This is a genomic window from Methylobacterium longum, assembly GCF_022179385.1.
GTDB lineage: Bacteria > Pseudomonadota > Alphaproteobacteria > Rhizobiales > Beijerinckiaceae > Methylobacterium > Methylobacterium longum.
The window spans coordinates 297,494-324,369 of the sequence record NZ_BPQS01000002.1 but is presented as its reverse complement, the minus strand read 5'-3'; the positions used below and the strand labels follow the sequence as shown (position 1 = coordinate 324,369).

Genomic DNA, 26,876 nt, shown 5'->3' with positions numbered 1-26,876 from the left:
CGGCTGAACCGGACCTTCCGAGCGCGATTCTGCGGTCGCTCACGGGAGCCGACGACGATCCCGCTGGGGCGAGCACCTGCTGCCGGGGCACCACATCCCGGATCGTCGCCCCCCGCGACATCCGTGTCCCGCCAGAAACGACAAAGGCCGCGGATGCGCGGCCTTTGTCGTTCGTATGGTTGGAAAAACTGGAGCGGGCGAAGGGATTCGAACCCTCGACCCCAACCTTGGCAAGGTTGTGCTCTACCCCTGAGCTACACCCGCTCACTAGTGCCGCGCCGCCCGGACTTTCGTGCCGGCGGCCCCCGGCGGCGCTCTCTAAACACCATTCCGCCGGGCGTTGCAAGCGTCTCTTTCGCCCGTCGCGACGTTTCACCAATTCGGATCCGAGGGGCGGCCGAGACGGACCTCATCCAGCCGGGCGCGCGTCCCGCGGGTGGTTCCCTCCGGCAAGGCGTCGGCCGGGAAGAACGCGCACGCGGCGATTTCCCGGTCCGGCTGCTTGGGCTTGGGGATCGTGAAGCTTGAGACCACGAACAGCGCGACGTGGTCGCGCGGTGCGGCGACGACGTTCCGGTAGAGCCCTTGGAGGCGCAGCGGCCCCTGAGGGACGATACCCGTCTCCTCGCGGATTTCGCGGACCATGGCGTCGTGCGCGGTCTCGCCCCGCTCGACGCCGCCTCCGGGCAGGTGCCAGCCGCCGACATAGGTGTGGCGCACCAGCGCCACGCGACCCTGCGGATCGATGGCGATGCCGCGCACGCCGAGCGTCATGCCCCGGGACGCGAGCGCCCCGAGGTGGAACAGGCGCCGAAACAGCGGCCGGTCGAGAAGCATGCCGATGCGCGCCGGATCAGGCGACGTCGAGGGTGATCGCCCCGAGCCCCGCGATTTCCGCCACCATGCGCTGGCCGCGCTCGACAGGGCCGACGCCGGACGGGGTCCCGGTGAAGATCAGGTCGCCGGGTTGCAGCGCGAAGTAGCCCGACAGGTAGGCGATCTGCTCGGCCACCGACCAGATCATGTCGGCGAGGTCGCCTTTCTGGCGCGTCTCGCCGTCGACCGAGAGCGTGATCGAACCCCGGGCCGGGTGCCCCACCAGGGAGGCCGGATGCAGCGCACCGATCGGTCCCGAGCCGTCGGCGGCCTTCGCGGTGTCCCAGGGCCGCGACATCTTCTTGGCCTCGTCCTGAACATCGCGGCGGGTCATGTCGAGCCCGACCGCGTAGCCGTAGACGTGGTCGAGGGCGCCCTCGACCGGGATGTCGCTGCCGCCGCCCGCGAGGGCTGCCACCATCTCGACCTCGAAGTGGTAATTCCGGGTCTTGGGCGGATAGGCGTGGGGTGTCGGCTCCGCGCCGACCATCTGGAGCGCGTCGGCGGGTTTCATGAAGAAGAACGGGGGATCACGATCCGGATCCGCGCCCATCTCGCGGGCGTGGGCGGCGTAGTTCCGGCCGACGCAGTAGACGCGGCGGACGGGAAAGAAATCGCTGCTGCCGACGATCGGGAGCGCGATGCGGGGCGGGTTCTGGATGACGGAGAGCATCTCTGCCTCTGCGGTGGATCGTCCGACGGGCCGGGCGGGGGGTCCCCCGGCCTCTACGAGACCGTTGTAAGGTGCGCGTCGCCCCGCGCCATCCCGGCGCTTGCCACCGTCGCGCTCTGGCCTACAAAATTTTACCGATGACCCCGATCCCGGCTTCACTCGACACCCTGCTCGCCGCCCTCCGCGACAGCCTCGGCCCACGGCATGTGGTGACCGACCCGGCCGACATGGCCCCCTACCTCGTGGAGAGCCGGAAGTTGTACACGGGCGCCGCGCTCGCCGTGCTGCGACCGGGGACCACCGAAGAGGTCGGCTTCGCGGTCCGCGCCTGCACGCAGGCCGGGATCGCAATCGTCCCCCTCGGCGGCAATACCGGCCTCACCGGAGCCGGGGTGCCGCAGGGCGGCATGGTCCTGTCCCTGGAGAGGATGACCCGGCTGCGCTCGGTCGACCCCGTGGACGCCACGATCACGGTCGAGGCCGGGATGATTCTCCAGGAGGTGCAGGCGGCGGCCGATGCGGCCGGGATGCTGTTCCCCCTCTCCTACGCGTCGCGCGGCTCGGCGCGGATCGGCGGCGGCATCAGCACCAACGCAGGCGGCATCGCCGTCCTGGCCTACGGCAATGCCCGCGACCTCGTCCTCGGGCTCGAAGTGGTCCTGGCGGATGGACGGGTCTGGAACGGGCTCAAGGCACTGCGCAAGGACAATGCCGGCTACGACCTGAAGCAGCTCTTTATCGGGTCCGAGGGCACGCTGGGCATCGTGACGGCGGCGGTGCTGAAGCTGTTTCCGAAGACCCGATCCAGTGCCGTCGCCTTCGTCGGCCTGGATTCGGCCCGGGCCGCCCTCGCTCTGTTCGTGTTCCTCCGGACCCGCCTGGACCGGGACCTGACGGCCTTCGAGTACCTGCCGCCCTTCGCCCTGGACATCGTGCTGCGACACGTTCCCGGCACGGTCCGTCCGCTGGCCGAGGCTCACAGCGCCTACGCGCTGATCGAGGTCGCGTCGGCGAGGCCGGACGCGGACGCGCGCGCCGCCCTGGAGGCGGCCCTGGGCCAAGCGATCGAGGAGGGGCTGATCGCCGATGCCGCGCTCGGCGCGAGCGGCGCGCAGGACGACGCGCTCTGGCGCCTGCGCGAGGGCGTTCCAGAGGCGCAGACGCGGGAGGGCGCCTCGATCAAGCACGACGTCTCGGTGCCGCTGTCGCGCCTGCCCGATTTCCTCGAACGGGCCGGGGCCGCCTGCGTGGCGGCGATGCCCGGTCTCCGGCCCTGCGGCTTCGGGCATTTCGGGGACGGCAACATCCACTTCAACCTGACGCAGCCCGAAGACATGCCAGCCGCGGAGTTCCTGGCGCAGTGGGGCCGGTTCAACCGCATCGTCCACGACATCGTCCACGCCCTCGGCGGCTCGATCGCGGCCGAGCACGGCGTCGGGCTGATCAAGCGCGACGAACTCGTGCGCTACGGCGATCCCGTCGGGCTCGACCTCATGCGCCGGCTCAAGGCGGCCCTCGACCCGAAGGCGCTGTTGAATCCCGGCAAGGTGCTCGGCCCGACCGCGGGCGAGACCCCACCACCGGCCTAACGGAATTTGTGCGGCGCGCCATAATTCGGCGCGCTGACGGGTGCACGACAGCCACGCGCAGCCGCGTTCCGCGACGGCTGCGCCGAGCGTTAAGCGTCTGCTAACGCTTCGAACCGACCCTTATCGGTGACGGCGGAGGCGAGTTCGTCAGCGTCAGGCATGGCATTTGCTGTGAGACCTTCCTATCTCGCAGATGCGAGATATAACGACGACCCGTCCACGACAGACTGTTTCTGATCCTCTGGAGACCGACGGAATGCCTACCTCACAGGCCCGCGTGCAGACCACGGAAGCGAGCCGCTACCTGCAGCAGCTCTGCCGCCACTGGAGCCACAAGTTCAAGGTCGAGGCGACCCCGATGCACGGCACCGTGCCGTTCGGCGAGGACCGCGTCTGCACGTTCGACGCCGAGCCGGACGCGCTGGTGATGCGCATCGACAGCACCGATCCGGTCAACCTCACCCGGCTCGAGAACGTGGTCTCCGACCACTTGGCCCGCTTCGCCTTCCGCGAAAGCCTGGGCGATATCCGCTGGTCCCGCGCCGCTTAGGCGGCAGCACCTTCGGACGGCGGGCTGGCGGCCCGCGCCATGACGGCGGACCCGCTCGGCACCAGGCCGAGGGGGCAGTCCACGTGAAGGCCCCGTCGCAGGGCCCACGATCCTGGCTTATCCCTTGCAGACGTTGCGAGCCGTACCGCACGGTACGGAGTTCGCAGACGCGATTGGGATGGACCGATGAAGCGACGCACCCTGCTGCGCGGTGCCGGGGCCCTGGTGGCTGGAACCCTGGCGCGCCCCGCCCTGGTCAGGGCTGCCTCCGCGACGACGCTGCGCTTCGTGCCGTACGCCGACTTGGCCCTGCTCGACCCGATTATCACCACGAACTACGTCACGCGCACGCACGCGCTGATGGTGTTCGACACGCTCTACAGCCTCGACGCCGCGTACCGGGCGCAGCCGCAGATGGTGGCCGGCCACGAGGTCACCGCGGACGGCCTCACCTGGCGCCTGACGCTCCGCGACGGCCTGCGCTTCCACGACGGCACGCCGGTCCTCGCCCGCGACGTGGTGGCGAGCCTCCGTCGATGGTCCCAACGGGACGCGTTTGGCGGTGCCCTGTTCGCGACCGTGGACGCGTTGTCCGCGCCTTCCGACGCTGTCGTGGAATTCCGTTTGAAACAGCCCTTCCCGCTCCTGCCGGATGCGCTGGCAAAACCGACCTCCTACATCCCGGTGATCATGCCCGAGCGGCTGAGCGCGACGCCGGCCACGCAGGCGGTGCCCGAGATCGTGGGCAGCGGGCCGTACCGCTACGTCCCCGACGAGCGAGTACCGGGCTCGCTGAACGTCTACCGCCGGTTCGAGTCCTACCGCCCACGCGAGGGCGGCACCGCGAGCTTCACGGCGGGACCGCGGATCGCGCATTTCGATCGCGTGGAGTGGCGCACGATCCCGGACGGCGCCACGGCCGCGGGCGCCCTGCGCTCGGGCGAGATCGACTGGTGGGAGCAGCCCTTGGTGGACCTCGTGCCCGATCTGATGGGGCAGCGGGCGGTGCGCGTCGAGCTGGTGGAGACCGCGGGACTGATCGGGCAGATCCGCCTGAATCACACGCTGCCCCCCTTCGACAACCCGGCGATCAGCCACGCGCTGCTCTCCGCCATCGATCAGGGCGAGATGATGGAAGCGGTCGCCGGCAGCGATCCTGCCATCCGGCGGGGCCCGGCGGGTGTCTTCACCCCAGGCGGACCCATGGCCTCCGAGGCCGGCATGGGTGTGTTCGCCGGCGCGCGTGACCTCTCCTCGGCCAAACAGGCCCTGGCTGCGGCGGGCTACAAGGGCGAGCGAGTCGTCCTGCTCTCGGGCACCGACGTGCCGCGGATCAACGCGATCTGCGAAGTCATGGCCGATCTCTGCCGGAAGCTCGAGATGAACATCGATGTGGTGGCCACCGATTGGGGGACGGTCAACCAGCGGATCCTCAGCCCGAAGCCGCTGGACCAGGGCGGCTGGTCGATGTTCGGGATCTTCTCAGGCGGCCTCGACCACCTCTCCCCGGCCTACCATCTGGTGACGCGCGGCAACGGCCGTGCCGGCGTGCCGAGCTGGCTGACCGATGCGCCGCTGGAGGATTTGCGCACCGCGTGGTTCGCGGCGCCCGACCTCGCGTCCCAGAAGGCTTTGGCCGCGCAGATCCAGGCGCGCGCCCTGCAGGTGGGCGCCTACATCCCATGCGGCCAGTATTTCCAGCCGACGGCGTACCGACGCGACCTCGACGGCATGCTGACCGGCCTGCCGCTGTTCTGGAATCTCCGCCGTTCGGCGTGATCGGTCCCGCTCGGATCAGCCCACGCTCATCAGGCTGGCATTGCCCCCGGCGGCGGCGGTGTTGATCGTGGTCGAGACCTCCTCGACGAGGCCTATCGCGGCGTAGCAGTCGCCGCCAGCCAGCGCCTCCGGCGTGCGGCCCTGTACCGGCAGGATCGCGCCGGGACGGGCCGCGACCAGCCGGTTCACGGCCATCAGGCCGGCCGCGTCGCCCTCGTACAGGACCGCGTTCACGTCGGAGACATCGCCGAGCGTCGCAGTCCGATCGACGAGGGTCCCGAGCGCGTCGGGGATGTCCCGGAGGATGGGCCAGCTCCGGTCCGGCGCGACGACCAAAGCGCGGTTGCCGCTGCCGATAATCGCTCCGAGTTGCAGGAGCAGCCCGGTCTCGGTGCTGGCGATGGCCACGACGCGGCCGCGGGGCCGCAACGCGTAGGCGTTACGCTCCCCGACCGGGCCCCGCAGGGTGGTCACCGCGAAGCCGGGATATGAGACCGCCGCGAGATGTTCGGCAACACGGCTGCGCCCGGTCGCCTGCAACCAATCCAGGTACGGGCGGATCGCTGCACCGTCCGCCGCCAGCGCGCCGCAAGCCCCAACCGGCGGTCGCCGGACGAGCCGCGAGAGGTAGAGGGGCCCGCCGGCCTTCGGCCCCGTGCCCGACAGGCCGGATCCGCCGAACGGCTGGACCCCGACCACCGCGCCGATCACGTTGCGATTCACGTATCGGTTGCCGGCCCGAACGCGAGCGAGGACCCGGGCGATCGTCTCGTCGATCCGGCTATGCAACCCGAAGGTCAGCCCGAAGCCGGTATCGTCGATCTCCGCCAGGATCCGGTCCAAGTCGGCGCGATCGTAGCGCAGGACGTGCAGCACCGGGCCGAACACTTCCGCCTCGACGTCGGCGACGCGGTCGATCTCGATGAGGGTCGGCCTCACGAACGTGCCGCCTCCGTTCCTCGATGACAGGCTCAGCTCGTGAACGGCAAAACCGCGGGCGCGCATCGCTGCGATGTGACGGGTGATCCGATCGGCCGCCTCGGCTGTGATGATGGGCCCGACATCCACGGAGAGCCGGCGCGGATCGCCGCATTCGAGTTCGCTCAGGGCGCCTTTCAGCATCGTCAGGGTCCGATCGGCGATCTCATCCTGCAGGCACAGGATGCGCAGGGCCGAGCAGCGCTGGCCGGCGGAATCGAACGCCGAGGCGATCACATCGGCCACCACCTGTTCGGGCAGCGCCGAGGAGTCGACGATCATGGCGTTCTGTCCGCCGGTCTCCGCGATGAGGGGGATGGGTTCGGCGTGGCGGTTCAGGCGCTCGGCCAGCTGGCGCTGGATCCCCTTGGCCACCGCCGTGGAGCCGGTGAACATCACGGCCTGGACGCGCGCGTCGTCGACCAGGGCGCGTCCGACCGAACCGGGTCCAGGCAGGAGATGGAGGACGTCCGCCGGGACGCCCGCCGCATGGAGGATGCGGACCGCCTCGGCGGCGACGAGGGGCGTTTCCTCGGCCGGCTTGGCCACGACCGGGTTGCCTGCGACCAGGGCGGCTGCGACCTGTCCGACGAAGATCGCCAGCGGGAAGTTCCAGGGGGAGATGCAGGCGACGGGCCCAACCGGATCGGGGCCGCCGTCGAGCGTCCGTTCGGCTTCGGCGGCGTAGTAGCGCAGGAAGTCGACGGCCTCGCGGATCTCGGCGACCGCGGCGGCGTAGGACTTCCCGGCCTCGCGGACGATCAGCCCGATCAGCACCGGCATCCGCGCCTCGAAGGCGTCGGCGGCGCGGCGCAGGCCGGAGGCCCGCCGGACCGGCGGAGTTGCAGCCCAGGCCGGGGTCATGCCGGCGGCCAGCGCCAGGGCCCGCTCAATCTCGGCCGACGCCGACGATCGCCAGAGCCCCACCAGATCCCGATGATCGGCCGGGTTGCGGACAGGGGTGCCGGCAGAGCCCGCGTCGCACCCGGACGGCACGGACCGCCACACGGTCCGCCCGCTCACCGCCAGCCCCTCCGCCAAGCGGGCGAGTGCCGCCTCGTCGGCGAGGTCGAGGCCGGCCGCGTTGGCGCGCGCAGTCCCGTACAGCGCGCGCGGCGGTGCGATCCGCTCGTGCGGGGCACCCGGATGCTCGGACGCCTCCACGCGGGCGACGGGATCGGCGATCAGCGCCTCGACCGCGACGGCCTCGTCGGCGACGCGGTTCACGAAGGAGCTGTTGGCCCCGTTCTCCAGCAACCGCCGAACGAGGTAGGCGAGGAGGGTCTCGTGCGTGCCCACCGGCGCGTAGATGCGGCACGGCCGCCCCATCGTCTCACCGGAGACCACGGCCTCGTAGAGCGGCTCGCCCATCCCGTGGAGGCATTGGAACTCGTACTGGCCGGGCCGGAAATCGGGGCCTGCCATCTCCACGATGCTGGCGAGCGTCTGGGCGTTGTGCGTGGCGAATTGCGGGAACACGGCGTCGGGGGCCGCGAGGAGCTTGCGGGCGCAGGCGAGGTACGACAGGTCGGTGTGCACCTTGCGGGTGAAGACCGGGAAATCCGCCAGCCCATCCACCTGCGCGCGCTTGATCTCGCTGTCCCAGTAGGCACCCTTGACCAAGCGCACCATCAGCCGGCGACGGCTGCGCCGGGCGAGGTCGATCAGCACGTCGATCACGAAGGGGCAACGCTTTCCGTACGCCTGCACGACGAAGCCGAGGCCGTCCCAGCCGGCCAAGTCCGGGTCGAACGCGAGCATCTCCAGGATGTCGAGCGACAGGTCGAGCCGATCGGCTTCCTCGGCGTCGATGTTGAGGCCGATGCCGGAGCGCCTCGCCGGGGCGGCGAGGTCCCGCACCCGAGGAGGAAGTTCCGCCAGGATGCGGGCGCGTTGCGACCGGGCGTAGCGGGGATGGAGCGCCGACAGCTTGATCGAGATTCCGGGTCCGCGGAGTGCGCCGCGCCCGGCCGAAGCCACCCCGATCGCCCGGATCGCATCCGCGTAGGCGCGCCGGTAGCGCTCGGCATCCGCCGCGGTCACCGCCGCCTCGCCGAGCATGTCGTACGAGTAGGTGAAGCCCTTGGCCTCCAGCCGTGCGGCGTGTCGCAGGGCCTCCGCGATCGTCCGCCCCGCCACGAACTGCTCGCCCATCATCCGCATGGCGAGATCGACGCCGCCGCGGATCACCGGCTCGCCGCCGCGGGCGATCAGCCGGGTGAGCGCGGCCGACAATCCAGCCTCGTCCCGGGTCGCCGTCAGCCTGCCGGTGACGACCAGGCCCCAGGTCGCCGCGTTGACGAAGGGGGACGGGCTGTGACCGAGATGGGCGCGCCAATCGCCACCCGCGATCTTGTCGCGGATCAGCGCGTCCCGCGTCGCGGCGTCGGGGATGCGCAGCAGCGCCTCGGCGAGGCACATCAGCGCCACGCCCTCCTGGCTTGAGAGGGTGTATTCGTGGATCACGCCCTCGACGCCGCCGCGCGGCCGGCGTCGCCGCAGAGTCTCGATGAGTTGCCGCGCGTGGCCGGCGACGCGCTCCGCGCCCGCGGTGGTCAGCCGCGCGAGGTCGAGGAGCGCAGCGACGCAGTCCGGCTCGGCGCGGCGGCAGGCCGCGACGACGGCGGCACGCAGGGGCGGCAGGTCGGTCAGCGCGGCCGAGAAGGCAGCGAACGGATCGGTCGCATCGTCGCGGGCGCGGGATGCATGCATGGATCGCTCCCCCAAAACGGGACAACGTTCAGCCCGCCGTCTCGGCTGCAGGATACGCTGTCGGTGACGGCGATTCGGCCGGCTGCCGCAGCCGTTCCGGAACCACCCTCGCAGCGGCGCGCGTTTCCACCCGGCGCGGTCTGGCCGCCGGGATCACCGCCGGATCGGCGCGAGCCCGGACGGCCGGCGCCCGATAGGGCTTCGACGCGTCCACGCCCGATACCCGGGCGGCCGAAGCCTCGCGCGGCACGCGTTGACACCCGCGCCACCGGTGCCAGAACCCCCGGATGACCGCGATCCTGATCTACGGCGCCACCGGCTATACCGGGCAGCTTCTGGCCGCTCATGCCGTCGGACAGGGCCTGACCCCAATCCTGGCCGGGCGCGATCCGGACACGCTGCGGCCCCTCGCGGCCCGGCTCGGCCTGGAGATGCGGGTCGCGCGGCTCGACGATGGCGCAGGCCTGCGCGCCGCGTTCACCGGGGTGGCGGTGGTGATCCACGCGGCCGGCCCCTTCTCGAAGACGGCGCGGCCGATGGCGGACGCCTGCCTGGCCGCGGGCGTGCATTACGTCGACATCACCGGCGAGATCTCCGTGCTGGAGGCCCTGGCGAGGCAGGATGCGGCGGCGAAGGCGGCCGGCATCGTCCTCCTGCCCGCGGCCGGCTTCGACGTGGTGCCGAGCGACTGCCTCGCCGCCCACGTCGCCGGGCGGCTGCCCGGCGCGACGCACCTGCGCATCTCCATCGGGGGATTCGGCGGATTCAGCCGCGGTACGGCGCGCACCATGGTGGAGGGCATCGCCTGGGGCACGCGGGTGCGCCGGGACGGACGCATCGTCGAATTGCCGAGTCCGCCCCGCGCGACCGCCGATTTCGGCACCGGCCCGCGACGCACCGTGGGCCTCGGCTGGGGGGACGTGTCGAGCGCGTGGTACTCGACGCGCGTCCCCAACATCGAGGTCTACTTCGAGGCCTTCCCCGCCATGGCGGCCGCCGCAGGCCTGCCGGCCGGCCTCCGAAGGATCATCGCCGGCGGAACCGCCCAGCGCCTGATCAACCGGGGCATCGACCGGCTGCCCGCCGGCCCGTCCGCGGCCGCGCGAGAGAGGGCGCGCAGCACCTTCCTGGCGGAAGCCTGGGACGGCGCCGGCCGCCGGGTGGCGAGCCGCATGGTGACTGCCGAGGGTTACACGCTGACGGTCTGGACGGCCCTCGAGACCGCCCGGCGCGTCGCCGCGGGGGACGTGGTCCCGGGCTTCCACACTCCGGTCACCGCCTTCGGCCCGGACTTCATCCTGGGCTTCCCGCACGTGGCGCGGACGGATCTGTGAGGGGTGCGTCCGCTGTCGTAATCCCGGCGCCGCGCGGCCGAGGCTGGCATTCGAGCCCGCCGCCCGCGCCCCGGAGACGGAGCACGCGCGGGGAAGGGCGCCGCGGGCCGATCACACGGTGGCGCCGATCTGCCAGGGGGCGAATTCCGAGGAGCCGAAATCGAACTGCTCGCTCTTCGTCCGCTCCCCGCCCGCGACCTGCAGAATCCGCGCGAAGATCCGCCGTCCGGCCTCCTCGACAGTCTCCTCGCCGTCGAGGATCGTGCCGCAATTGATATCCATGTCCTCATCAAGCCGTCGATACATCGCCGAGTTGGTGGCGATCTTGATCGACGGGGTCGGCTTGCAGCCGAACACGCTGCCGCGGCCCGTGGTGAAGCAGACGAGGTTCGCGCCGCCGGCCACCTGCCCGGTCGCCGAGACCGGATCGTAGCCGGGCGTGTCCATGAAGACGAAGCCCTTGGCGGTGACGGGATCGGCGTAGCGCAGCACGTCCACGAGGTTGGTGCTGCCGGCCTTTGCCATGGCGCCGAGCGACTTCTCCAGGATCGTGGTCAGGCCGCCGGCCTTGTTGCCCGGCGACGGGTTGGCGTCGATCTCGGAGCCTTCCTTCCGGGTGTACTCCTCCCACCAGTGCATCAGGTCGACGAGCTTCTGGCCGACAGCCGGACTCACGGCCCGGCGGGTGAACAGGTGCTCGGCGCCGTAGGTCTCGGTGGTCTCCGACAGGATGACGGTACCGCCGTTCTGCACGACGAGGTCGCTGGCGATCCCCAGCGCCGGGTTGGCCGAAACGCCCGAGTAGCCGTCGGAGCCGCCGCACTGCAGGGCGACGATCAGCTCGCTCGCGGGCACCGGTTCCCGATGGACGACATTGGCCTCGTCCAGGATGCCCTTCACGAACTCGATCCCGGCCTCCACGGTCTTGCGCGTCCCGCCGAGGCTCTGGATGTTCATGCTCCGGATCCGGTCCGCCAGCCCCTGCTCCTGCAGGAAGGCGCCGATCTGGTTCACCTCGCAGCCGAGCCCGATCATGACGATGTGCGAGAAGTTCACGTGTCGGGCGTAGCCCGCGAGCGTCCGGCGCAGCAGCCGGAGGGGCTCACCCATGGCCATGCCGCAACCCGTCTTGTGGGTCAGCGCCACCACGCCGTCGACGTTCGGATAGGCGGCGAGCGGGTCGAGACCAAGAATCGGATGGCGCCGGAACGCGTCGGCGATCAGGTCGGCGACGTGCGCGCTGCAATTCACCGATGTGAGGATGCCGACGTAGTTGCGCGTCGCGACCCGCCCGTCGGGACGGCGAATGCCCTGAAACGTCGCTGCCGGCGTGACGAGTCGGGTCGGCCGCGCGTCGATCCCGAAGGCGTAGTCGCGCGCGAATTCGCCCATGGCGAGATTGTGGACGTGGACGTGCTGCCCGGCGCCGATATCGTGCTTGGCGAAGCCGATGATCTGGCCGTACTTGGTCACCGGCTCGCCGCTGCGGTGCGGACGCACCGCGACCTTGTGGCCGGCCGGGATCCGCTCGGCCGCCATCACGCCGGCCCTCACCGGCGTGCCGGGCTCGATGGCGCCGCGGGCCACGACGACGCCGTCTTCGGGCCGCAGGGCGATGACGGGGTAGCTAGACATCGAGTTCTCCTTGCGATCCGTGAGCGCGGTGCCGCTCGCGATCCGAACGATGACGGCGCCGGGGCTTGGAACCGGGCGGCCTCCGCTCAGGTGCGGTAGCTGTCGCCATCGAGCCCGTGCGGCCGGCCCGCTGCCAGCAGCGTCTCCCACACGGGCTCGGGCAGCGGTACGCCCTCGGCGAGGCGCTCCGCCCGCATGCGGCGCTCCGGCTCGCCGGGCAGCAGAACCTCGGCGCCCGGCATCGGCCGGGCACCCTTGAAGAACTCGAGGTAGGTCCGCGCCTCCGCCGCCAGGACGTCCTCGGTGCCGAGGGCCTCCGGCCGCACGTAGACCGACAGCATGCCGTTGCAGATTCGCCGCTGGCCGGGGCCGGCCGTGCCGGAGCCGGTGAGTGCACCGGCCAGAAGCTCGCACATCAGCGCGAGACCCGAGCCCTTGTGCTCGCCGAAGGCCCGGATCGCGCCCGTACCGCGCTGATTGTCGCGTTCCACGCCCTCGAGCGGGCCGAACAGGGTCGCCGGATCCGCGCTGAGCCGGCCATCGGGCTCGATCAACGCACCCTCCGGCAGGGGCTTGCCGCCCCGGGACGCCACCAGCACCTTGCCCTCGGCCACCGCCGAGGTCGCGAAGTCGAGGATGATCGGCTCCGCGCCGGGCACCGGGAAACCGGCGGCGAACGGCGCGGTGGAGAAGCGGCGCTCGACGGAGCCGAACGGTGCCACGAGCAGACTGCCCGCCACGTTGACGAAGTGAACCGAAACGAGGCCGGCTGCCGCCGCACGTTCGGCCCATTCGCCGATGCGGCCGAGATGCCCGGCATGCCGGAGCGCCACGACGGCCACGCCGTTCTCTTTCGCCTTGGCGATGCCGAGATCCGTCGCGAAGGGGCCGGCGGTCTGTCCGAAGCCGTACTGCGCGTCGAGGAGCGCGAAGGACGGCGCATCGGTGACGATTTCGGGCGTGCGTCCCGCCTCGACCTCGCCGGTACGCAGCCACTCCACGTAGCGGGTGACCCGGACGACCCCGTGACTATCGTGACCGGTGAGGTTGGCGGCCACGAGGAAACGGCCGATCCGCTCGGCCTCCGCCTCGTCGCACCCCTCCCGCATGAAGATATCCCGCACATAGTCGGACAGCCGGTCGGCTGAGATCCGCATTCCGCATCCTCCCTGGGCCGCGCCTCGCCGGGCGCGTGCGACCCAAGCCTAGCGCCCCGGGCGTCGGTGCGCGAGGACCGGGGGTGACGCCCGGCGGAAGCTGTCGTCTCTGGGCCGGTCCGGCGATCACGCGACGGATCCGTCCGGAGCCGGCGGGTTCCCGTAGGGGTAGAAGTCGGCGGCCCGCATATGGGCGTACGGCAATCGATCGAGCCGCGTGGTGCCCAGGAACGGCTCCGGCGGTTCGACCAGCAGGATGGTGCGCGCGTAGCCGCTGTCGTCGAAGCCGCGGCGGAAATGCACCCGCGACTTGATCGCCACCACGTCGTAATCGGCCGGGTCGAGGCCGAGACCCCACAACTCGGCGGGCTCGACCACCTGGGCGAGCTGCGGGCTGAGCACCAGAACGTTACCCGCCGCCAGCCGGACGCTGACCCAGTGGCCACCGCTGCCGCCGCTTCCCGCCACGCCGGGGGCCGGCGCCGCGACCACGCGCAGCACGGTGCCGGTGACCCGGATGGCGTCCCCGGCGGACGGGTCGGCGCCGCCCCCGACCGCCGCGTCGAAGGGGTCGTCGGGTCCGGCGCCGCGGGCGACGAGGGCCGCGATCGTCTCCGCCGACGCGATGGTCGCCACGAGGCAGCGACCGAGCCCTTGCGCCAGGATTTCGCGCAGCAGCCACGTGGCCTGCCCGGACCGGTCGCTGTGATCGGCCAGGACGATCGGGGTCGCGCCATCGGCGACCGCCTCCCGGGCCAGCCGCACCCCGTCCGCGATGGTGTGGATCTCGGCCGCGGCCACCAAGGCCTTGCGGTTGCGCCACGCGAAGGCGGCGATGTCCTGCGCCGCCCGGGCGGCGAGGCCCGGATCGCCATTCGTCGTCGTCTGGACGGTCATGCCGCCGTCCGGTGCGTCACCCCATGGGAAACCGAAGAAGACGTTGACGAACAGGTCCGGCTCGCGGGCCTCCCACACGAGCGCCCGCTGAACGAGGTCGGACCACGGCGGTGCGCCGGTCCATTGCGCGACGGTGGGTGAGAGGATCGGGACCTTGAGAGTCCGATGCGCCGGCCGGTAGTCGCCGCGCACGGCCCGGATCAGCATGCGGGCGGCTCGCTGTCCCTGAAGATGGCCGTCGTAGTGAGGGAAGTACTTCACCGCGAAGGACATGTCGGCGTGATCGAGGAAGGCGGCATCCTCGTTGCCGTGGAGGTCGAAGGTCGCGGCGATCACCGCCTGCTGGCCGACGGCTTCGCGGACCTGCCGGGCGAGGTCGGCCTCCGGGCGGGGCACGCCGCGCACGGCCATCGCGCCGTGAAGCGCCATGTAGACGCCGTCGACGGGCCCCTGCTCCCGCAACTCCGCCAGCATGGCGTGGACGAAGTGTGCGTAGGCGTCCGCGGTGATCCAGCCCGAGGCGGTGCCGGTGCGCGGCCAGAGCGGAGACGCAATGCCCACGAGCTCGACGCCCCGATGCTCGCCCGCCACCTGCACGAATCCGCCCATATAGCCCTTCGGGTCGGTCGCGAGGAGATCCGGCCCGGAGGCCGGCGAGCCCGGATAGGTGAAGTCCTCGCGGGTCGTGTCGTTGGGCAGGAACGTCACGGTCTCGTGCGTGAACTGGAGCACGGCAAGGCGCATCGGCGGAACCCTCCTCTGGATTCTCGAACGGGCAATCAGGAGATCTCGCGCACCAGCTTGGCGATCAGGGCACGTCCGAAGGCCTCGAAGCTCGCCGCACTCATCACGAAGGCACCCGCCCCGCCGATCACCACGGTCCGGTAGTACGCTGCCAGTCCCCCTGCCGGGTTGGTGTGGTCTCTCAGGAAGCCCGGCATACCCTCGGGATCGGTGAGGATGACGATGCCGTTGATCGTGGCGCCCGCCGCCACCGCGGCCTCGCGGGCCGCAGCGATCGGACCGCCCGCGTTGCCGGTGCCGTCACCGGAGATGTCGATGACCCGGCGATCCCCCTGGAACGGCGCCCGCGCCAGCAGGGCCGTGGCGAAGCCGATGGCCGAACCGATGGCCGTGCGGCCGTAGAACGGACGCGGTGCGGCGGCCAGTCTGGCCGCGAACACGCCCGCGTCCACCCCGTTGGCGATGACCATCCAGTCGACCGCGATCCGCTGCTCCCCGGGACTGGCCCAATCGAACAGCGCGACGCCGATGCGCCCCTGCGGACCTTCCGCGATGGCACGCAGGACGCGCGGATCGCTGAACGCCTCGGCGTAGCCCCGGCGTTCGAGATCGAAGCGGGCCTCGGTGATGCTCAGGGACACGTCGGCCGCGAGAACCAGCAGGACGTCGACGGTCGGATCGGCGGCCCGCGCACGCCGGCCGGTCGGCGACAGGGCGGCGAGCATCCCGGAGACGAGCCCGGACAGGAGATGGCGCCGCCGCATGACCGGCCCTCGCTGAGGTTCGTCCCCGCGGGACGCGGGACGGCCGAGGATGCAACGAGCCGGCGCTCCCTGAAGTTCGGCCCGCAGGCGGCGCGTGCATCCGGCCGATCGGCCTCGCGCCCCTGGATTTCGGAAGGTTCCACGCGAGGCGCTCAGGACGGTGCCGCTTTCAGCCCCATCCAGCCGCGGCGGAGCGGCCCTAACTGCCCGGCCGATGGCGCAGCGAGCGCCGCTTCTTCACGAGCCCCAACCCATGCGGATTGTTCATCGAGTCGGACGTGCCGTCGAGCGTGCCGTCGTCACAGGCGTCGTTGGCGGCGCCGCGTTGGTCAGCGGCGCGATCGACGCGGCCATCGCGCTCGTCGGCCGTGCGTCCGAGCGCCTGGACGCGCGGCTGGCGGAGCTGGCCCGCGAATCGAACGCGCGCCGCGAGACGGAGGGCCGCCGGCCGATCGACCCGATCACCCTCACGTAGCCCGAATGGCCGGGAAACCGGACGCTAGAGTCCCGGTCCCTTGGCCGCTCCGAAGATGCGCCCGGGCCGGCCGTCAGCCGTGCCCTGGAGCAGCACGACCCAGCTATCCGCATCGCCGGTCTCCGTCTGGATCCCGGGCACGTCGAAGCGCAGGGCCTGTCCGGTCCAGGTCCCCAGGCGCTGCATGCCGCGCACCACGTTGACGTAGGTCGCCGTCCGTCCGCCATTCTCACCGGCCTGGATCGCGATCGACCGGCTGCGCAGGATCGGGATCAGCCAGACGTCGCCGCGCAGATCGCCCCGGGCCTCCGGCATCGCCCCGATCTCGACCAGGATCCGGTCGCCCCGCCGTTCGCTGCGCACGGGAACCGGCAGGCCGCCGTGCTGCGCAGCCTCTCGGAGGAGGCGATCGAGGGCGGACTTGTCCGACCCCACCGCGAAGCCGCTGCCGTCGACCACGATCTGCGGGGTGAAGACCTGGCGGGCACCGCGGCCGCGCGCGTAGGCGCGCTGACGGTCGGTGAGCGGGCGCGACGCCAGGGTGTCCTTCCAGCCGAGATAATCCCAGTAGGTCACCGGCAGGGTCAGGGCGATCACTCCGGGCTGCCGGGCGAGCTCCCGCAGCACCGGCTCGGCGGTGCGGCAGGCGCCGCATCCCTGGCTGGTGAACAATTCCACGACGGCGCGAACCGGTTCGGCCCGTGCCGCCGAACCGGTCAGGAAGCTCCAGAGCAGCAAGGCTGCGCAGAGCGCGCGGCGTTCCCGGAATCGGGCGTGGTGCCGGGGCGTCATCGCGCCATCAGAGCGTCTGGGACGCCGTCTGTGAAATCACGTTGGCTTGAGAGCTTTCCACCACGGGTTGAGATCCCGCGGACGGCGACCGGGGCTTGGGCAGCATGTCCGGGCGCCACCGGCGATGCATCCAGAGCCACTGGCCCGGGTTCTCGCGCACCCAGCCCTCGACGACGGTCGTCATGGCCTGCATGGCGCCGGTCACGTCGATGGTCCCATCGGCGGTCCGCGGCAGATCGAGCGGCGGCGTCAGGTCGAGCCGGAAACGGCCTTCCGGCAGGCGCACGACGCGGACCCCGTGAACGGGACATTCGTAGTGCCGGGCGAGCTTGGCGAGGAGCGGGTTGGCCAAGCAGGGGCGACCGAGGAACTCCACCACGACGCCGCGGGTGAAGTGCTGGTCGATCAACTGGCCGAGGTGGCCGCCGTTCTCCACCACGTCGCGCATGGCGAAGACGGCGCCCGGCTTCGACGCCGCGAGGCCGCCCATGGACCGTCGGCGGACCTCCTGCAGGAGGCGTGCGGCCGCCGGGTTGTTCGGCGGCCGGAACACGGCCGTCGCGTCCAACCCGAAGCGGGCCGCGCAGATCGCCGGAAGCTCCCAGTTCGCCAGATGGGCCGAGAAGATCAGCCCCGGCTGGCCGTCGTCGCGCAGGGCGACGAAGTGCTCGATGCCGGAAATGTCCGTCCGCAACGGCCCGGTGGCTTCGGGATCGTAGTCGAACAGGCTGTCGAGATGGGCGTATTCGGCGCCCGTCCGCCCGAGATTGTCCCAGGCTTCGAGGGCGATCTTCCGCCGCTCCGCCTCCGGCATGTCGGGGAAGGCGGCCCGCAGATTTGCCAGCGCGGTGCGGTGCGCGGGCAGGAGCGGCCCGATCGCGCGCAGGATCGCGGCGCCGAGTGCCGTGGACCGCGCCGGACCCAGGGCACGCGCGAGCCAGACCAGCGCCCGGATCAGCGGGATCATGGCGAACCCCGCAAGGCGTGGGTACGACCGTTTCAGGAGGAGGGCGAGACGCAGCACAATCGTTTCCCGGGTCAGTACGGGCGGCCCCCCCGATGCACCCGCAAGGCGAAGCTTAAGCCATGTTTCCCGCGGCGCGAAATGTGCGCCGCAAAACGGGTCCCGTCCGAAGCGCCGGCCGCCTACAGGCTGACCAGGATCTTGCCGAAGACGCGGCGCGACTCGAGGCGCTCCAGTCCCTCTGCGAAATCGGCCAGCGGGTAGACGGTATCGACCACGGGCCGAATGCCGGCGGCCATCTTGTCGAGGGATTGGCCGATATTGGCGAGGGAGCAACCGAAGGAGCCGGTGATGCGGTATTGCTGCTGGAACAGCTGCATCAGGTTCATGGTCGCCGAGACGCCGGAGGTCGATCCGCAGGTGACGAGGCGACCGCCGCGCTTGAGGCACAGCAGGGAGCCGTTCCAGGTGTCGGCGCCGACATGCTCGAAGACCACGTCGACACCCTTGCGCTTCGTCAGCCGCCGCACCTCGCCCTCGAACCGTTCGGTGCGGTAGTTGATGACGTGGTCGGCGCCGAGTTCGGCGGCCTTGCGGCCTTTCTCGTCGTCGCCGACGGTGGCGTAGACGGTGCAGCCGATCGCCTTGGCCATGCGGATCGCCGCGGTGCCGATCCCGGAGCCGCCGGCATGGACCAGCACGCTCTCGCCGGGCTCCAGGCGGGCATTGTCGAACAGCATGTGCTGGACGGTCCCGAAGGCGATGCCCGCGCAGGCCGCATCGGTGGCGTGGACCCCCTCCGGCACCCTGACGACGAGGCGCGCCGGCAGCGTCACGAGTTCGCGGGCGAAGCCGTCGAGGTGAAAGCCCATTACGCCCGAGACGTCCTCGCAGAGGTTGTCGCGACCCTCGCGGCAGGCCCGGCACCGACCGCAGGTCATCGCCCCGTAAGGCACGACCGGATCACCGACGGCGAGGCCGGCAACGCCTTCCCCCAAGGTTTCGACGACGCCTGCGGCTTCCGCCCCCACGATGAGGGGCAACTTCCGCTTGGCGAAGGCCATGCCGCGGAAGCCCCAGACGTCGATGAAATTGAGGCCGACGGCGCGGATGCGGATCCGGATCTCGCCGGGGCCGGGTGCGGGCGGAGGCTCGATCTCCGTGAGGCGCAGGTCGCGGTCGCCGAACAGCTGGAGGGCTTGCATCGATGCTCCACTCAATCCGGTGCGAGGTACCGTCGCCGCGCCCAGCCCAGGACCCGGCCGGCCTTGACCCGGCACCAGGTCGTGCGGCTCGGCGTGTCGTTGGTGCATCCGAACACCAGGGCCCGGGAGCGGATCTCACCGATCTGCTCGGCCGCGGGGTCAGGTTCCGCGCGGATGCTCAAAGGCTCGCCGGGCGGCAGGCCCGAGATCCGGTAGCGCTCCGGCTCGGCCCGGACCTGCTCCGGGACGAGGAGCGCCGCGAGGCAGACGGCGGAAAGGGCGAGGCTGGCGCGCATCGGCGGGATCGTCCGGTTCGAGGGCATCGCCGTCAGGTCCGGTGCACGCCCATCATGGCGGTCAGGCCGCCGTCCACGGGCAGTACGGTTCCGGTAATGTAGGAGGCCCCCTCGCCCATCAGGAAGGCGGTGAGCGCGGCGACGTCCTCGGGGCGGGCAAACCGGCCGGCGGGAATCTGCCGCTCCATGCCGTCCCGGTGACCGGCGTAACGCGCCATCATGGCGGTGTCGACGAAGCCGGGCGCGATCACGTTGACGGTCACGCCGCGCTTGGCCGATTCCACCGCGAGCGTCCGGCAATAGGCGATCAGCGCGCCCTTCGTCGCCGCGTAGGCGGCATTGCCGGCATTGCCCCGCAGGGCCGCGACCGACCCGATCGCCACGATCCGGCCGGTGCGCGTCCGGACCATCTCGCGCACCAGCGCCTTGGCGAGACGGGTCAGCGAGAAGAAGTTGACCTGCATGGCCGCCTCGGCCCGCTCTTGGTCGAGCATGGCCGCCAGGGCGTCGCAGGGTTGTCCCGCGTTATGGATGAGGCCGTAATAGCCAGCCGCCTCCGCGACCTCGCAGAACCCGTCCAGGGCTACCTTGTCGGCGAGGTCGATCGGATGGGCCGCGAGGGTGCGCTCCGGATGCGCCGCGCGCAGGTCCACCAGCAGTGACTGCGCGGCCTCGGCCGACGCCCGGTAGGTGAAGTCGACATCGTATCCGGCGGCCACGAGGGTGCGGACGATCGCCGCACCGATTCCGGTGGCGCCCCCCGTGACGAGGATGCGGCGGGGCGACGAACCGGCGCTCACGCGGGCTCCGCGCCGAGGACCAGGCAGGTGTTCTGGCCGCCGAAGCCGAAGGAGTTCGACAGGACCGTCCGCACCGGAAGGTCGCGGGCGGTCTCCACCACGTCGAGGGCGATCGTCGGGTCCGGCACCCGATGGTTGATGGTCGGGGGGATGCGGCCGTGACGGATGGTCAGCAGCGACACCGCCGCCTCGATGGCGCCGGCGGCTGTCAGGGTATGGCCGATCATGGACTTGTTGGACGTCACCGGCAGGGCGGTCGTGCGGTCGCCGAACACGGCGGCCAGGCCGAGGGCCTCCATCTTGTCGTTCTCCGGCGTCGAGGTGCCATGGGCGTTGACGCTATCGATGGCGCCGGCTTGGAGGCCCGCATCCTCCAGGCTCGACCGGATCGCCGCGATGATCGGCGCCCCGTCCGGGCTGGATCGGGTGCGGTGGAAGCCGTCACCCTTCTCGCCGCATCCGAGGACGTATCCGAGGATCGTCGCCCCTCGGGCGGCGGCGGCGCCGGCATCTTCCAGGACCAGGGCAGCTGCCCCCTCGCCCATGACGAAGCCGTCCCGGTCCTTCGAGAACGGCTTCGACGCCGCCGCCGGGTCGTCGTTGCGGGTTGAGAGCGCCGAGAGCAGCGAGAAGCGGATCAGCGATTCCGGATTCACCGATCCGTCGGTGCCGATGCACAACGCCGCCGCGGTCTCTCCGCGTCGGATCGCCTCGACACCCAGCTGGATCGCGGTGGCCCCGGACGAGCAGGCCGTCGAGAGCGAGATCGGAGAGCCCTTGGTGCCGAAGCGATCGGCGATCCGATCCGCGACGGTGCCGAAGATGAAGAGGTCGTGCCACGAATCGAACCGGCGCGTCCCCGCCGCCCGGAGCAGTCCGGCATAATCGACCGGCCCGTCGCCGCCCGCGGCCTCGGCCAGGGCCTGCCGCTGCGGCCATTCCATCTCGACGGGGGGGACCGCGATGAACAGCGCGCCCGGGAAATCCCCGACGGCGCCGATCCTGGCCTGCGCGACGGCCTCCTCGGCGGCCACGGTGGCAAAGCGCTCCGACAGGAGCGGCGCGATCGTCGGCTCGGTGTCGAGGAAATCCACCGTCCCGGCAATGCGCGTGCGCAGTCCGTCCGTGGAGAACCGATCGATGACGTGGATGCCGGAGCGGCCCGCGATCATAGCCGCCCAGGTCTCGGCCTGTCCCTGCCCGAGGGAGGAAACGATGCCGAGGCCGGTCACCACCACGAGGGGCCGGCCTTTGGCATCGCGATAGGATCGCGCGCTCATGGAGCGGTCCATAAGGGATTTTGTAGCGCCGTACACCTCCGGGGCCATGCGCGGACCACGCGTTCCGCAAGCGATCCGGCGTCACGACGAGGCAGCATTCGTATCCGTTCCGTGCGGGGGGGGGCGTCGCGCAAGTTCCGTGACCTGATCCGTTCCGCACCGCCAGGCCCCGGCCCGGAAAGCGGAGCCGGATTCGAGGCTTGCCGAAGACCATCCGTAACGGCGGCGCGGCTCGAAGCGCGCGCCGCATCGCCAAAGATACGGCTCCGCTCGACGGAGACGGCTTGCGGTCCCTCCCTCAGCCGGCTCGCGAGTCCGACGCGTCCGCGACGGCTACGCTTCGGTCGGCGCGGGCGCGTTGGCGAGGCGCAGGACCGTCTGCAGCAGCACGTCGGCGCCGGCTGCGCAGTCGGCCTGCGTGGCCGATTCCGACTCGTTGTGGCTGATGCCGTCCTTGCAGGGCACGAAGATCATGGCTGCCGGCACCTTCGCGGCAAGATTGCAGGCATCGTGGCCGGCACCCGAGATGATCCGACGCCGGCTGTGCCCGAGGCTCTCGGCCGCCGCATCGATCGCCGCCACGATGGCGGGATCGAACGGCACCGGTTCCTTGCGCCAGATCCGCGTGAGCGCGATCTCCAGGCGGCGCCGGCCGGAAATGTCGGCGGCGGCGTCCCGGAGAGCCGACTCCATAGCGTCGAGGGTGGTGGCTCGCGGGTCGCGCACGTCGAGGGTGAAGGCGACCCGCCCCGGCACGACGTTGCGTGACGGCGCGAGGATCGCGGCTTCGCCGATCGTGGCGACCGCGGAGGGCGCGTGCGCGAGGGCGATCGTCTCGGCGGCCAGGGCGAATTCCGACAGGGCCAGCAGCGCGTCGCGGCGGCGCGGCATGGGTGTCGTGCCGGCATGGCTCTCGAAGCCCGTTATGACGCCGTCGAACCACATGATGCCCTGGCCGCCCTCGACCACGCCGATCGTCTTGCCCTCGGCTTCCAAGACCGGTCCCTGCTCGATGTGCAGTTCGACGAAGGCCCCGATAGCCTGCGCGCCCACGGGCTCGCTGCCGCGGTAGCCGATCGCGTCGAGGGCGTCCGCCACGGTGATGCCGGCGGCATCGCGCTTGGCCAGAATATCGTCGGTGGTGAAGTCCCCGGCATAGGCGGCCGACGCCATCATGGCGGGGGCGAAGCGCGAGCCTTCCTCGTTGGTCCAGTTGACGACCAGAAGTGGCGCTTCGGTCTCGATGCCCGCGTCGTTCAGGCTGCGGATCACCTCCAGCCCGGCCAGCACGCCGAGGACACCGTCGAACTTGCCCCCGGTCGGCTGCGTGTCGAGGTGCGAGCCGAACGCGATCGGCTTGCGGCTCATGTCACGGCCGGGCCGCAGGGCGTATTGGGTGCCGAGCGCGTCGACCGTCACCGTGAGCCCCGCCGCCGCGCAGGCGTCCCGGAACCAGTCGCGCACGTGCCCATCTTCGGGCGAGAGCGTCAGCCGGTTGATGCCACCGGCGGGCGTGCCACCGAAGGCGGCGGTCTCCACGATGGTGGACCACAGCCGCGAGCCGTCGGAGCGCAGGTTGTGGGTCTTGCTCAGGTTCATCTCGGCCATGCCGGTTCCTTTGACGGCGCGACGCCGTGGGACGGTTGGGCGGTCGCTGGATACCGCGGGTTGAAGAACACCGTCGGCAGTAAGACCGCCGATAGCAACGTTGATGCCGACGGGCTCGCGACGCCGGTCCGTCCCCGGTTCGTCACTCCAGGAGGCGCCGGATCGGATTGGCGCGCAGCAGCCCGACGCCATCCACCCCCAGCGCCGCGGCGATCGCGCCGAGCGCGCTGGCCTCGATGTTGCTGATCCCGTCCTGGTCCGCGACATCCGCGGCGATCAGGAAGACGTTCTCGCGCTGATGCGCCGGCCGCGTCGCGACCGCCGCAACGTGGCGCAGGTTCTCGGCCCGGCCCAGGCGGGTGCGCGCGCGGGCGATGCCCGCGTACAGCTCCGTCTCCAGCATCAGGGCATCGTAGCCCTTCATCAGCACCGGATCGGCGCGCAGCCCCTGCAGGGCCACGTCGAATTCCTGGCCGGCGACCTCGCCGTCGGCCACGATCACGTTGGACGCGGCCGAGACGGCCGCCAGCATGAGCGCCTTGTCGCCCGCGTAGGCCGTCACGGTGCGGCCGACATGGCCGAAGAGATCGCGCAGGAGGCTCATGCCGAGGGATCGAGACTGGCGGTGGGATGCGTGAGGGATAGCAGACGGGCGCGTCGAGGGAAGCGGGGCGGGCGCATACGGGGCGGGCGCAAGCGGGGGGCGATCCGGCGCGCGGCCCCCGCGATCACTGATCGATCCGCAACCGGTCGAACAACATCACGAATACGGGTGCTGCAATCAGACATTCTTCGGAAACGTGGCCGTGCGAACGCTTCCGACGACCGTGCCACTCAGCACGGCCGACGGAATGCGGGCTCTGCTTTCCCCCCTCGGCCGGATCCGTTTCCGTCGCTACGCCGTCGGACCGACGTTCGGGCGCCCCCCAGGCTCGAGCTTCGGACCGGCGGCGGTTTCCGCAGCCAAGTGGTCCACCACCGTCGACAGCGCGGCCCGCTCGCCGGCACCGGACCTGCGCGCGGCCGCGAAGGCTGCCATCTGCCGGTCGGCGCTCGTTCCATCGGCGACGTTGCGTCGCGCGTGCGCGCACGTCTCGGCACAGTTCAGCGCCTCGGCATCCTCCGCGATGGTGGCGAGCAGATCCTCAAGACCTTCGGCCATCGGCACCGCGCAGGCGCGCGCCTCATCGATGAGCGTCGCCCTGATGCCGTCGCGCTCGGCCCGCCACAGGTTCTCCATCACGAAGCCTCGGGACGCCGCCGTCATCCCGCTGTTGAGCCCGCGATCCCGGACGACCCGGCGCACGAGGCATCGGAACAAGGCGGCGATGCAGACCGCGTCGTCGAGGCGCGTGCAGCTGTCGGCAACCCGCAATTCGAGGGTCGGATATTTCACGGAGGCGCGCAGATGCCACCAAAGATAGCTGGCATCCGTGATGGCACCCGCTTTGGTCATCACGTCGACGTAGCGGGCGTAGTCGGCCGCGTCGGCGAACAGCTCCGGAACGCCGGTCCGGGGCAGTTCGGCGTAGGCGCGCATCCGGTACCCGGCCATCCCGGTCTGCTGGCCCTGCCAGAAGGGCGAGGAGGTCGACAGGGCGAGCAGGATCGGCAGGAACGGCAGCAGCCGGCCCATCAGTCCGATCCGGGCTTCGGAATCGGGCACTTCCACGTGCACGTGGAGGCCGCAGACGAGGTTGCGTCGGCCGAGCATCCGGAGGTCGGCCATGATGCCGTGGTAGCGCGCCTTGTCGGTGGGGCGCTGATCGCGCCACCGGGCGGTCGGATGCGTGCCGGATGCGAAGATCAGGATTCCGCGTTCGGCCCCGATTTCGGCCAGGATGCAGCGCAGATGCGCGAGATGCGCCCGTGCGGCAGCGACGTCGTCGGTCGGCGGCGAGGCTATCTCAACCTGGCATTGCAGCTGCTCCCGTTCGGCCTCGTCAACGCGGGCCTTCACGGCCGCGTGGAAGGCGCGGAGCCGGGCGCGGGGCGTCCCCCGGGACCGGGCGTCGGCGAGGAAGAACTCCTCCTCGATCCCGAACCTGTAGGCGTGGGCCATCCGCGCTCCCTGTCCGACCGATCACGCGGATCTCCCGGCGAACGCCGCCGCCCCAGTCGGGTTCCGAAGGGGCGGTGGCGCAAAAAGCGTCAGCGCCAGAATGGCTTGACGTCGAGAAGCTCGGCCCGGGCCTCGGCGGCGGCCGTCAGCAGGTCCTGTACGCCGGGATCTTCGACGCCGGGCATCGGCGGACCCGAGAGGCTCTCGGTCATCGCCCGGGCCGTCTCAAGGTCGTTGAGGCTGCCGAGATGGTCCTGCAGATCCGACAGGGCAGCGCCGAATTTGTCCTGACGCCGCCGCGCCTTCTTCTTCCGGTACAGGCCCGAGAAGAACTCCGCGCCGTAGCGAAGCTTCTTAGCGGCGATCCGGGCCCGGTGTCGGGTATGGGCGTCGAGGCGCTTGAGGCCGCGGCCGCGCTTCTTCAGCCGCAGCCGTGCCCGGTCAAGCACGCGGGCCGCGAAGGCGCGCCCGTCCTCGGCGGCGGCCGGTTGTGCTCTCCAGGCACCGACCTCGATCCAGCCGGCGAAGTCGATGATCAGGCCGCGCCACTGCGGGCTTTCCAGCGTCGCCAAGACCGCGTCGTAGGCGCGCTCGCGCTCCGCCTCGGCCCGCTCCCGCAGGCCGTCGAGACCGGGCTCATCCGGGCGCTCCTTGGCCAAGGACGGCAGGGTCTGGCCCAGGAACACGTCGAGGTTCCGAGCGTGACCGAAGGGTTCCGTGACGCGCTTGATCTCGTCGTTGAAGCCATCGGCGCGTTGATCGCCCTCAAGCATCGGTGCGAACAGCGAGAGCGCGGAACGCAGCCGGCGCAGCGCCACCCGGATCTGGTGCAGGGCCTCCGGCGGCCGCCCGCCGTCGAGGAACGCCGTTTCGTTCAGGCGCATGTGGCGGAGGCAGGCCAGCGCCACCCGGCGAAAGACCTCGCCGGCGCTGGCCTCCTCGGGCAGGTCCAAGGGCTCGGCCTTCACCACAGCCGGGCCGGAGCCGTCGACCAGCGCGAAGCCGACGGCACTCTTGGCGTTGACGCTCAGGCGCAGGGGGACGGTCTCGGCCAGCGATTGCGCCACCAGGAACAGGTCGGCCGGGTCGCCCGTCTGCAGCTCCAGCTCGATTCCGCAGAGCGGCGCATCGCCCACTGGGCTCTCGACGCGGCCCTCGTCCAGGGTGACCAGGATGCGCGATGCGCCCTGCTCCAGCGGAACCTCCCGGCGCATCACGATCGTGGAGAACAGGCGCTCCGGCGCCGCCTCGGCGTCGCGCAGGACAGGCTCCGCCGCCGTGCCGGCCCAGGCGGACGCTTCAGGCGTCTCGCCGCCAATCTCGGTCTCCCACTCGGCCCGGTCGAACAGCCCCACATCCCCGACACCGGCCTTCACGGTCTGGATGTGGCGGCCGGCCTTCGCGCGGACCCGCAGCGTCAGGCCCGCAGCTCTCAGGTCGCGGCCGGGCGTGTCGTAGTAGGTGGTTACGAGAAGGTCCGGCTCGGGAAAAGCGCTGCCCTGCAGCCGCGGATGGGACGCGAGCACCGTCAGGTCCGGACCCGAGCAATCGAGCTTCAGCTCGATCTCGCGGGGCTCCGAGCCGGCGTGACTATCGATGTCGCTCATGTTCTCCTCGTCGTGTCCCGCCTCGTCCAACGACGGGGGGAGGTACGTCCGGTTGCATCGAACCATCCTGCGGCAGCGATCCGCCCGGAGCGTTCGACC

22 protein-coding genes and 1 tRNA gene are annotated in these 26,876 nt (G+C 71.1%); 5 read left to right on the top strand and 18 right to left on the bottom strand.

Annotation, left to right across the window (positions count from 1 at the left end; translation table 11 throughout):
• Positions 1–189 precede the first annotated feature (189 nt).
• The 3 genes from MFF58_RS03355 to MFF58_RS03345 all read right to left on the bottom strand — a co-directional run bounded on the left by MFF58_RS03355 (position 190) and on the right by MFF58_RS03345 (position 1,549).
• Positions 190–264: transfer RNA gene (locus tag MFF58_RS03355), tRNA-Gly, on the bottom strand.
• A 108-nt stretch (positions 265–372) separates the two neighbouring features.
• Positions 373–837 (bottom strand): NUDIX domain-containing protein, encoded by a 465-nt coding sequence (locus tag MFF58_RS03350; protein ID WP_238285307.1) that lies wholly within the window; start codon positions 835–837, stop codon positions 373–375.
• A gap of 16 nt (positions 838–853) precedes the next feature.
• Positions 854–1,549: a fumarylacetoacetate hydrolase family protein gene (locus MFF58_RS03345; protein ID WP_238285306.1), complete on the bottom strand. Its 696-nt coding sequence runs from the start codon at positions 1,547–1,549 to the stop codon at positions 854–856.
• A gap of 137 nt (positions 1,550–1,686) precedes the next feature.
• Here MFF58_RS03345 and MFF58_RS03340 point away from each other — a divergent pair, with 137 nt between their 5' ends.
• The 3 genes from MFF58_RS03340 (at position 1,687) to MFF58_RS03330 (ending at position 5,467) form a co-directional block, all read left to right on the top strand.
• Entirely contained in the window at positions 1,687–3,138 is a 1,452-nt protein-coding gene (locus MFF58_RS03340; protein WP_238285304.1) for an FAD-binding oxidoreductase, read from the top strand.
• Positions 3,139–3,394: 256 nt separating this feature from the next.
• Positions 3,395–3,688 (top strand): DUF2218 domain-containing protein, encoded by a 294-nt coding sequence (locus tag MFF58_RS03335; protein WP_238285302.1) that lies wholly within the window; start codon positions 3,395–3,397, stop codon positions 3,686–3,688.
• A 186-nt stretch (positions 3,689–3,874) separates the two neighbouring features.
• The gene (locus MFF58_RS03330) at positions 3,875–5,467 is read left to right on the top strand and encodes an ABC transporter substrate-binding protein (RefSeq protein ID WP_238285300.1); all 1,593 of its coding nucleotides are present in this window, start codon (positions 3,875–3,877) and stop codon (positions 5,465–5,467) included.
• Between the two features lie 15 nt (positions 5,468–5,482).
• Here MFF58_RS03330 and putA read toward each other — a convergent pair whose 3' ends face one another.
• Positions 5,483–9,157 carry a trifunctional transcriptional regulator/proline dehydrogenase/L-glutamate gamma-semialdehyde dehydrogenase gene (gene putA, locus MFF58_RS03325; RefSeq protein WP_238285299.1) on the bottom strand — a complete coding sequence of 1,225 codons (3,675 nt, stop codon included), beginning with the start codon at positions 9,155–9,157 and terminating at the stop codon, positions 5,483–5,485.
• Positions 9,158–9,444: 287 nt separating this feature from the next.
• On the opposite strand from putA, the gene MFF58_RS03320 reads away from it, so the two are divergent.
• Positions 9,445–10,491, top strand: a complete 1,047-nt coding sequence (locus tag MFF58_RS03320; RefSeq protein ID WP_238285297.1) for a saccharopine dehydrogenase family protein — start codon at positions 9,445–9,447, stop codon at positions 10,489–10,491.
• A 111-nt stretch (positions 10,492–10,602) separates the two neighbouring features.
• Here MFF58_RS03320 and MFF58_RS03315 read toward each other — a convergent pair whose 3' ends face one another.
• The 4 genes from MFF58_RS03315 to MFF58_RS03300 form a co-directional block, all read right to left on the bottom strand.
• Entirely contained in the window at positions 10,603–12,126 is a 1,524-nt protein-coding gene (locus MFF58_RS03315) for a UxaA family hydrolase (protein WP_238285295.1), read from the bottom strand.
• 86 nt (positions 12,127–12,212) lie between these two features.
• Entirely contained in the window at positions 12,213–13,283 is a 1,071-nt protein-coding gene (locus MFF58_RS03310) for a malate/lactate/ureidoglycolate dehydrogenase (protein ID WP_238285294.1), read from the bottom strand.
• Between the two features lie 126 nt (positions 13,284–13,409).
• Positions 13,410–14,924, bottom strand: coding sequence for a M81 family metallopeptidase (locus tag MFF58_RS03305; protein WP_238285293.1), 1,515 nt, complete (start codon positions 14,922–14,924; stop codon positions 13,410–13,412).
• A 35-nt stretch (positions 14,925–14,959) separates the two neighbouring features.
• Entirely contained in the window at positions 14,960–15,688 is a 729-nt protein-coding gene (locus tag MFF58_RS03300; protein ID WP_238285292.1) for a DUF1194 domain-containing protein, read from the bottom strand.
• Positions 15,689–15,941: 253 nt separating this feature from the next.
• Between MFF58_RS03300 and MFF58_RS03295 the strand changes: the two genes are divergently transcribed.
• A complete protein-coding gene (locus tag MFF58_RS03295) occupies positions 15,942–16,163 on the top strand; it encodes a hypothetical protein (protein WP_238285288.1) in 222 nt (73 codons plus the stop codon).
• A gap of 24 nt (positions 16,164–16,187) precedes the next feature.
• On the opposite strand, the gene MFF58_RS03290 is transcribed toward MFF58_RS03295, so the two are convergent.
• From MFF58_RS03290 to MFF58_RS03245, 10 genes are all read right to left on the bottom strand, one after another.
• On the bottom strand, positions 16,188–16,955 hold the full coding sequence (locus MFF58_RS03290) for a DUF1223 domain-containing protein (RefSeq protein WP_238285287.1): 768 nt from the start codon (positions 16,953–16,955) through the stop codon (positions 16,188–16,190).
• Between the two features lie 7 nt (positions 16,956–16,962).
• Positions 16,963–17,979 (bottom strand): lipid A biosynthesis lauroyl acyltransferase, encoded by a 1,017-nt coding sequence (locus MFF58_RS03285; RefSeq protein ID WP_238285286.1) that lies wholly within the window; start codon positions 17,977–17,979, stop codon positions 16,963–16,965.
• 122 nt (positions 17,980–18,101) lie between these two features.
• Positions 18,102–19,124 (bottom strand): zinc-binding dehydrogenase, encoded by a 1,023-nt coding sequence (locus MFF58_RS03280; protein WP_238285282.1) that lies wholly within the window; start codon positions 19,122–19,124, stop codon positions 18,102–18,104.
• Between the two features lie 11 nt (positions 19,125–19,135).
• Entirely contained in the window at positions 19,136–19,447 is a 312-nt protein-coding gene (locus MFF58_RS03275; protein WP_238285280.1) for an SH3 domain-containing protein, read from the bottom strand.
• Between the two features lie 5 nt (positions 19,448–19,452).
• Entirely contained in the window at positions 19,453–20,220 is a 768-nt protein-coding gene (locus MFF58_RS03270; RefSeq protein WP_238285279.1) for an SDR family NAD(P)-dependent oxidoreductase, read from the bottom strand.
• Positions 20,217–21,500 (bottom strand): beta-ketoacyl-ACP synthase, encoded by a 1,284-nt coding sequence (locus MFF58_RS03265; RefSeq protein ID WP_238285278.1) that lies wholly within the window; start codon positions 21,498–21,500, stop codon positions 20,217–20,219. Before MFF58_RS03265 ends, MFF58_RS03270 begins: the two co-directional genes overlap by 4 nt.
• Before the next feature lie 333 nt (positions 21,501–21,833).
• Positions 21,834–23,108 carry a Zn-dependent hydrolase gene (locus MFF58_RS03260; protein WP_373323264.1) on the bottom strand — a complete coding sequence of 425 codons (1,275 nt, stop codon included), beginning with the start codon at positions 23,106–23,108 and terminating at the stop codon, positions 21,834–21,836.
• A 142-nt stretch (positions 23,109–23,250) separates the two neighbouring features.
• Positions 23,251–23,712 carry a tellurite resistance TerB family protein gene (locus MFF58_RS03255; protein ID WP_238285277.1) on the bottom strand — a complete coding sequence of 154 codons (462 nt, stop codon included), beginning with the start codon at positions 23,710–23,712 and terminating at the stop codon, positions 23,251–23,253.
• Between the two features lie 291 nt (positions 23,713–24,003).
• On the bottom strand, positions 24,004–25,170 hold the full coding sequence (locus MFF58_RS03250; RefSeq protein WP_238285276.1) for a carboxylate-amine ligase: 1,167 nt from the start codon (positions 25,168–25,170) through the stop codon (positions 24,004–24,006).
• Positions 25,171–25,259: 89 nt separating this feature from the next.
• Positions 25,260–26,777 (bottom strand): CYTH and CHAD domain-containing protein, encoded by a 1,518-nt coding sequence (locus MFF58_RS03245; RefSeq protein WP_238285275.1) that lies wholly within the window; start codon positions 26,775–26,777, stop codon positions 25,260–25,262.
• Positions 26,778–26,876: the final 99 nt, after the last annotated feature.

Coding starts and splice junctions, on each gene's coding strand:
- MFF58_RS03350 (WP_238285307.1), bottom strand. CDS start 837: ATGCTTCTCGACCGGCCGCTGTTTCGGCGCCTGTTCCACCTCGGGGCG.
- MFF58_RS03330 (WP_238285300.1), top strand. CDS start 3,875: ATGAAGCGACGCACCCTGCTGCGCGGTGCCGGGGCCCTGGTGGCTGGA.
- MFF58_RS03280 (WP_238285282.1), bottom strand. CDS start 19,124: ATGCAAGCCCTCCAGCTGTTCGGCGACCGCGACCTGCGCCTCACGGAG.
- MFF58_RS03250 (WP_238285276.1), bottom strand. CDS start 25,170: ATGGCCCACGCCTACAGGTTCGGGATCGAGGAGGAGTTCTTCCTCGCC.
- MFF58_RS03320 (WP_238285297.1), top strand. CDS start 9,445: ATGACCGCGATCCTGATCTACGGCGCCACCGGCTATACCGGGCAGCTT.
- MFF58_RS03335 (WP_238285302.1), top strand. CDS start 3,395: ATGCCTACCTCACAGGCCCGCGTGCAGACCACGGAAGCGAGCCGCTAC.
- MFF58_RS03245 (WP_238285275.1), bottom strand. CDS start 26,777: ATGAGCGACATCGATAGTCACGCCGGCTCGGAGCCCCGCGAGATCGAG.
- MFF58_RS03265 (WP_238285278.1), bottom strand. CDS start 21,500: ATGAGCGCGCGATCCTATCGCGATGCCAAAGGCCGGCCCCTCGTGGTG.
- MFF58_RS03260 (WP_373323264.1), bottom strand. CDS start 23,108: ATGGCCGAGATGAACCTGAGCAAGACCCACAACCTGCGCTCCGACGGC.
- MFF58_RS03300 (WP_238285292.1), bottom strand. CDS start 15,688: ATGCGGCGGCGCCATCTCCTGTCCGGGCTCGTCTCCGGGATGCTCGCC.
- putA (WP_238285299.1), bottom strand. CDS start 9,157: ATGCATGCATCCCGCGCCCGCGACGATGCGACCGATCCGTTCGCTGCC.
- MFF58_RS03315 (WP_238285295.1), bottom strand. CDS start 12,126: ATGTCTAGCTACCCCGTCATCGCCCTGCGGCCCGAAGACGGCGTCGTC.
- MFF58_RS03255 (WP_238285277.1), bottom strand. CDS start 23,712: ATGAGCCTCCTGCGCGATCTCTTCGGCCATGTCGGCCGCACCGTGACG.
- MFF58_RS03310 (WP_238285294.1), bottom strand. CDS start 13,283: ATGCGGATCTCAGCCGACCGGCTGTCCGACTATGTGCGGGATATCTTC.
- MFF58_RS03295 (WP_238285288.1), top strand. CDS start 15,942: ATGCGGATTGTTCATCGAGTCGGACGTGCCGTCGAGCGTGCCGTCGTC.
- MFF58_RS03345 (WP_238285306.1), bottom strand. CDS start 1,549: ATGCTCTCCGTCATCCAGAACCCGCCCCGCATCGCGCTCCCGATCGTC.
- MFF58_RS03290 (WP_238285287.1), bottom strand. CDS start 16,955: ATGACGCCCCGGCACCACGCCCGATTCCGGGAACGCCGCGCGCTCTGC.
- MFF58_RS03305 (WP_238285293.1), bottom strand. CDS start 14,924: ATGCGCCTTGCCGTGCTCCAGTTCACGCACGAGACCGTGACGTTCCTG.
- MFF58_RS03275 (WP_238285280.1), bottom strand. CDS start 19,447: ATGCCCTCGAACCGGACGATCCCGCCGATGCGCGCCAGCCTCGCCCTT.
- MFF58_RS03340 (WP_238285304.1), top strand. CDS start 1,687: ATGACCCCGATCCCGGCTTCACTCGACACCCTGCTCGCCGCCCTCCGC.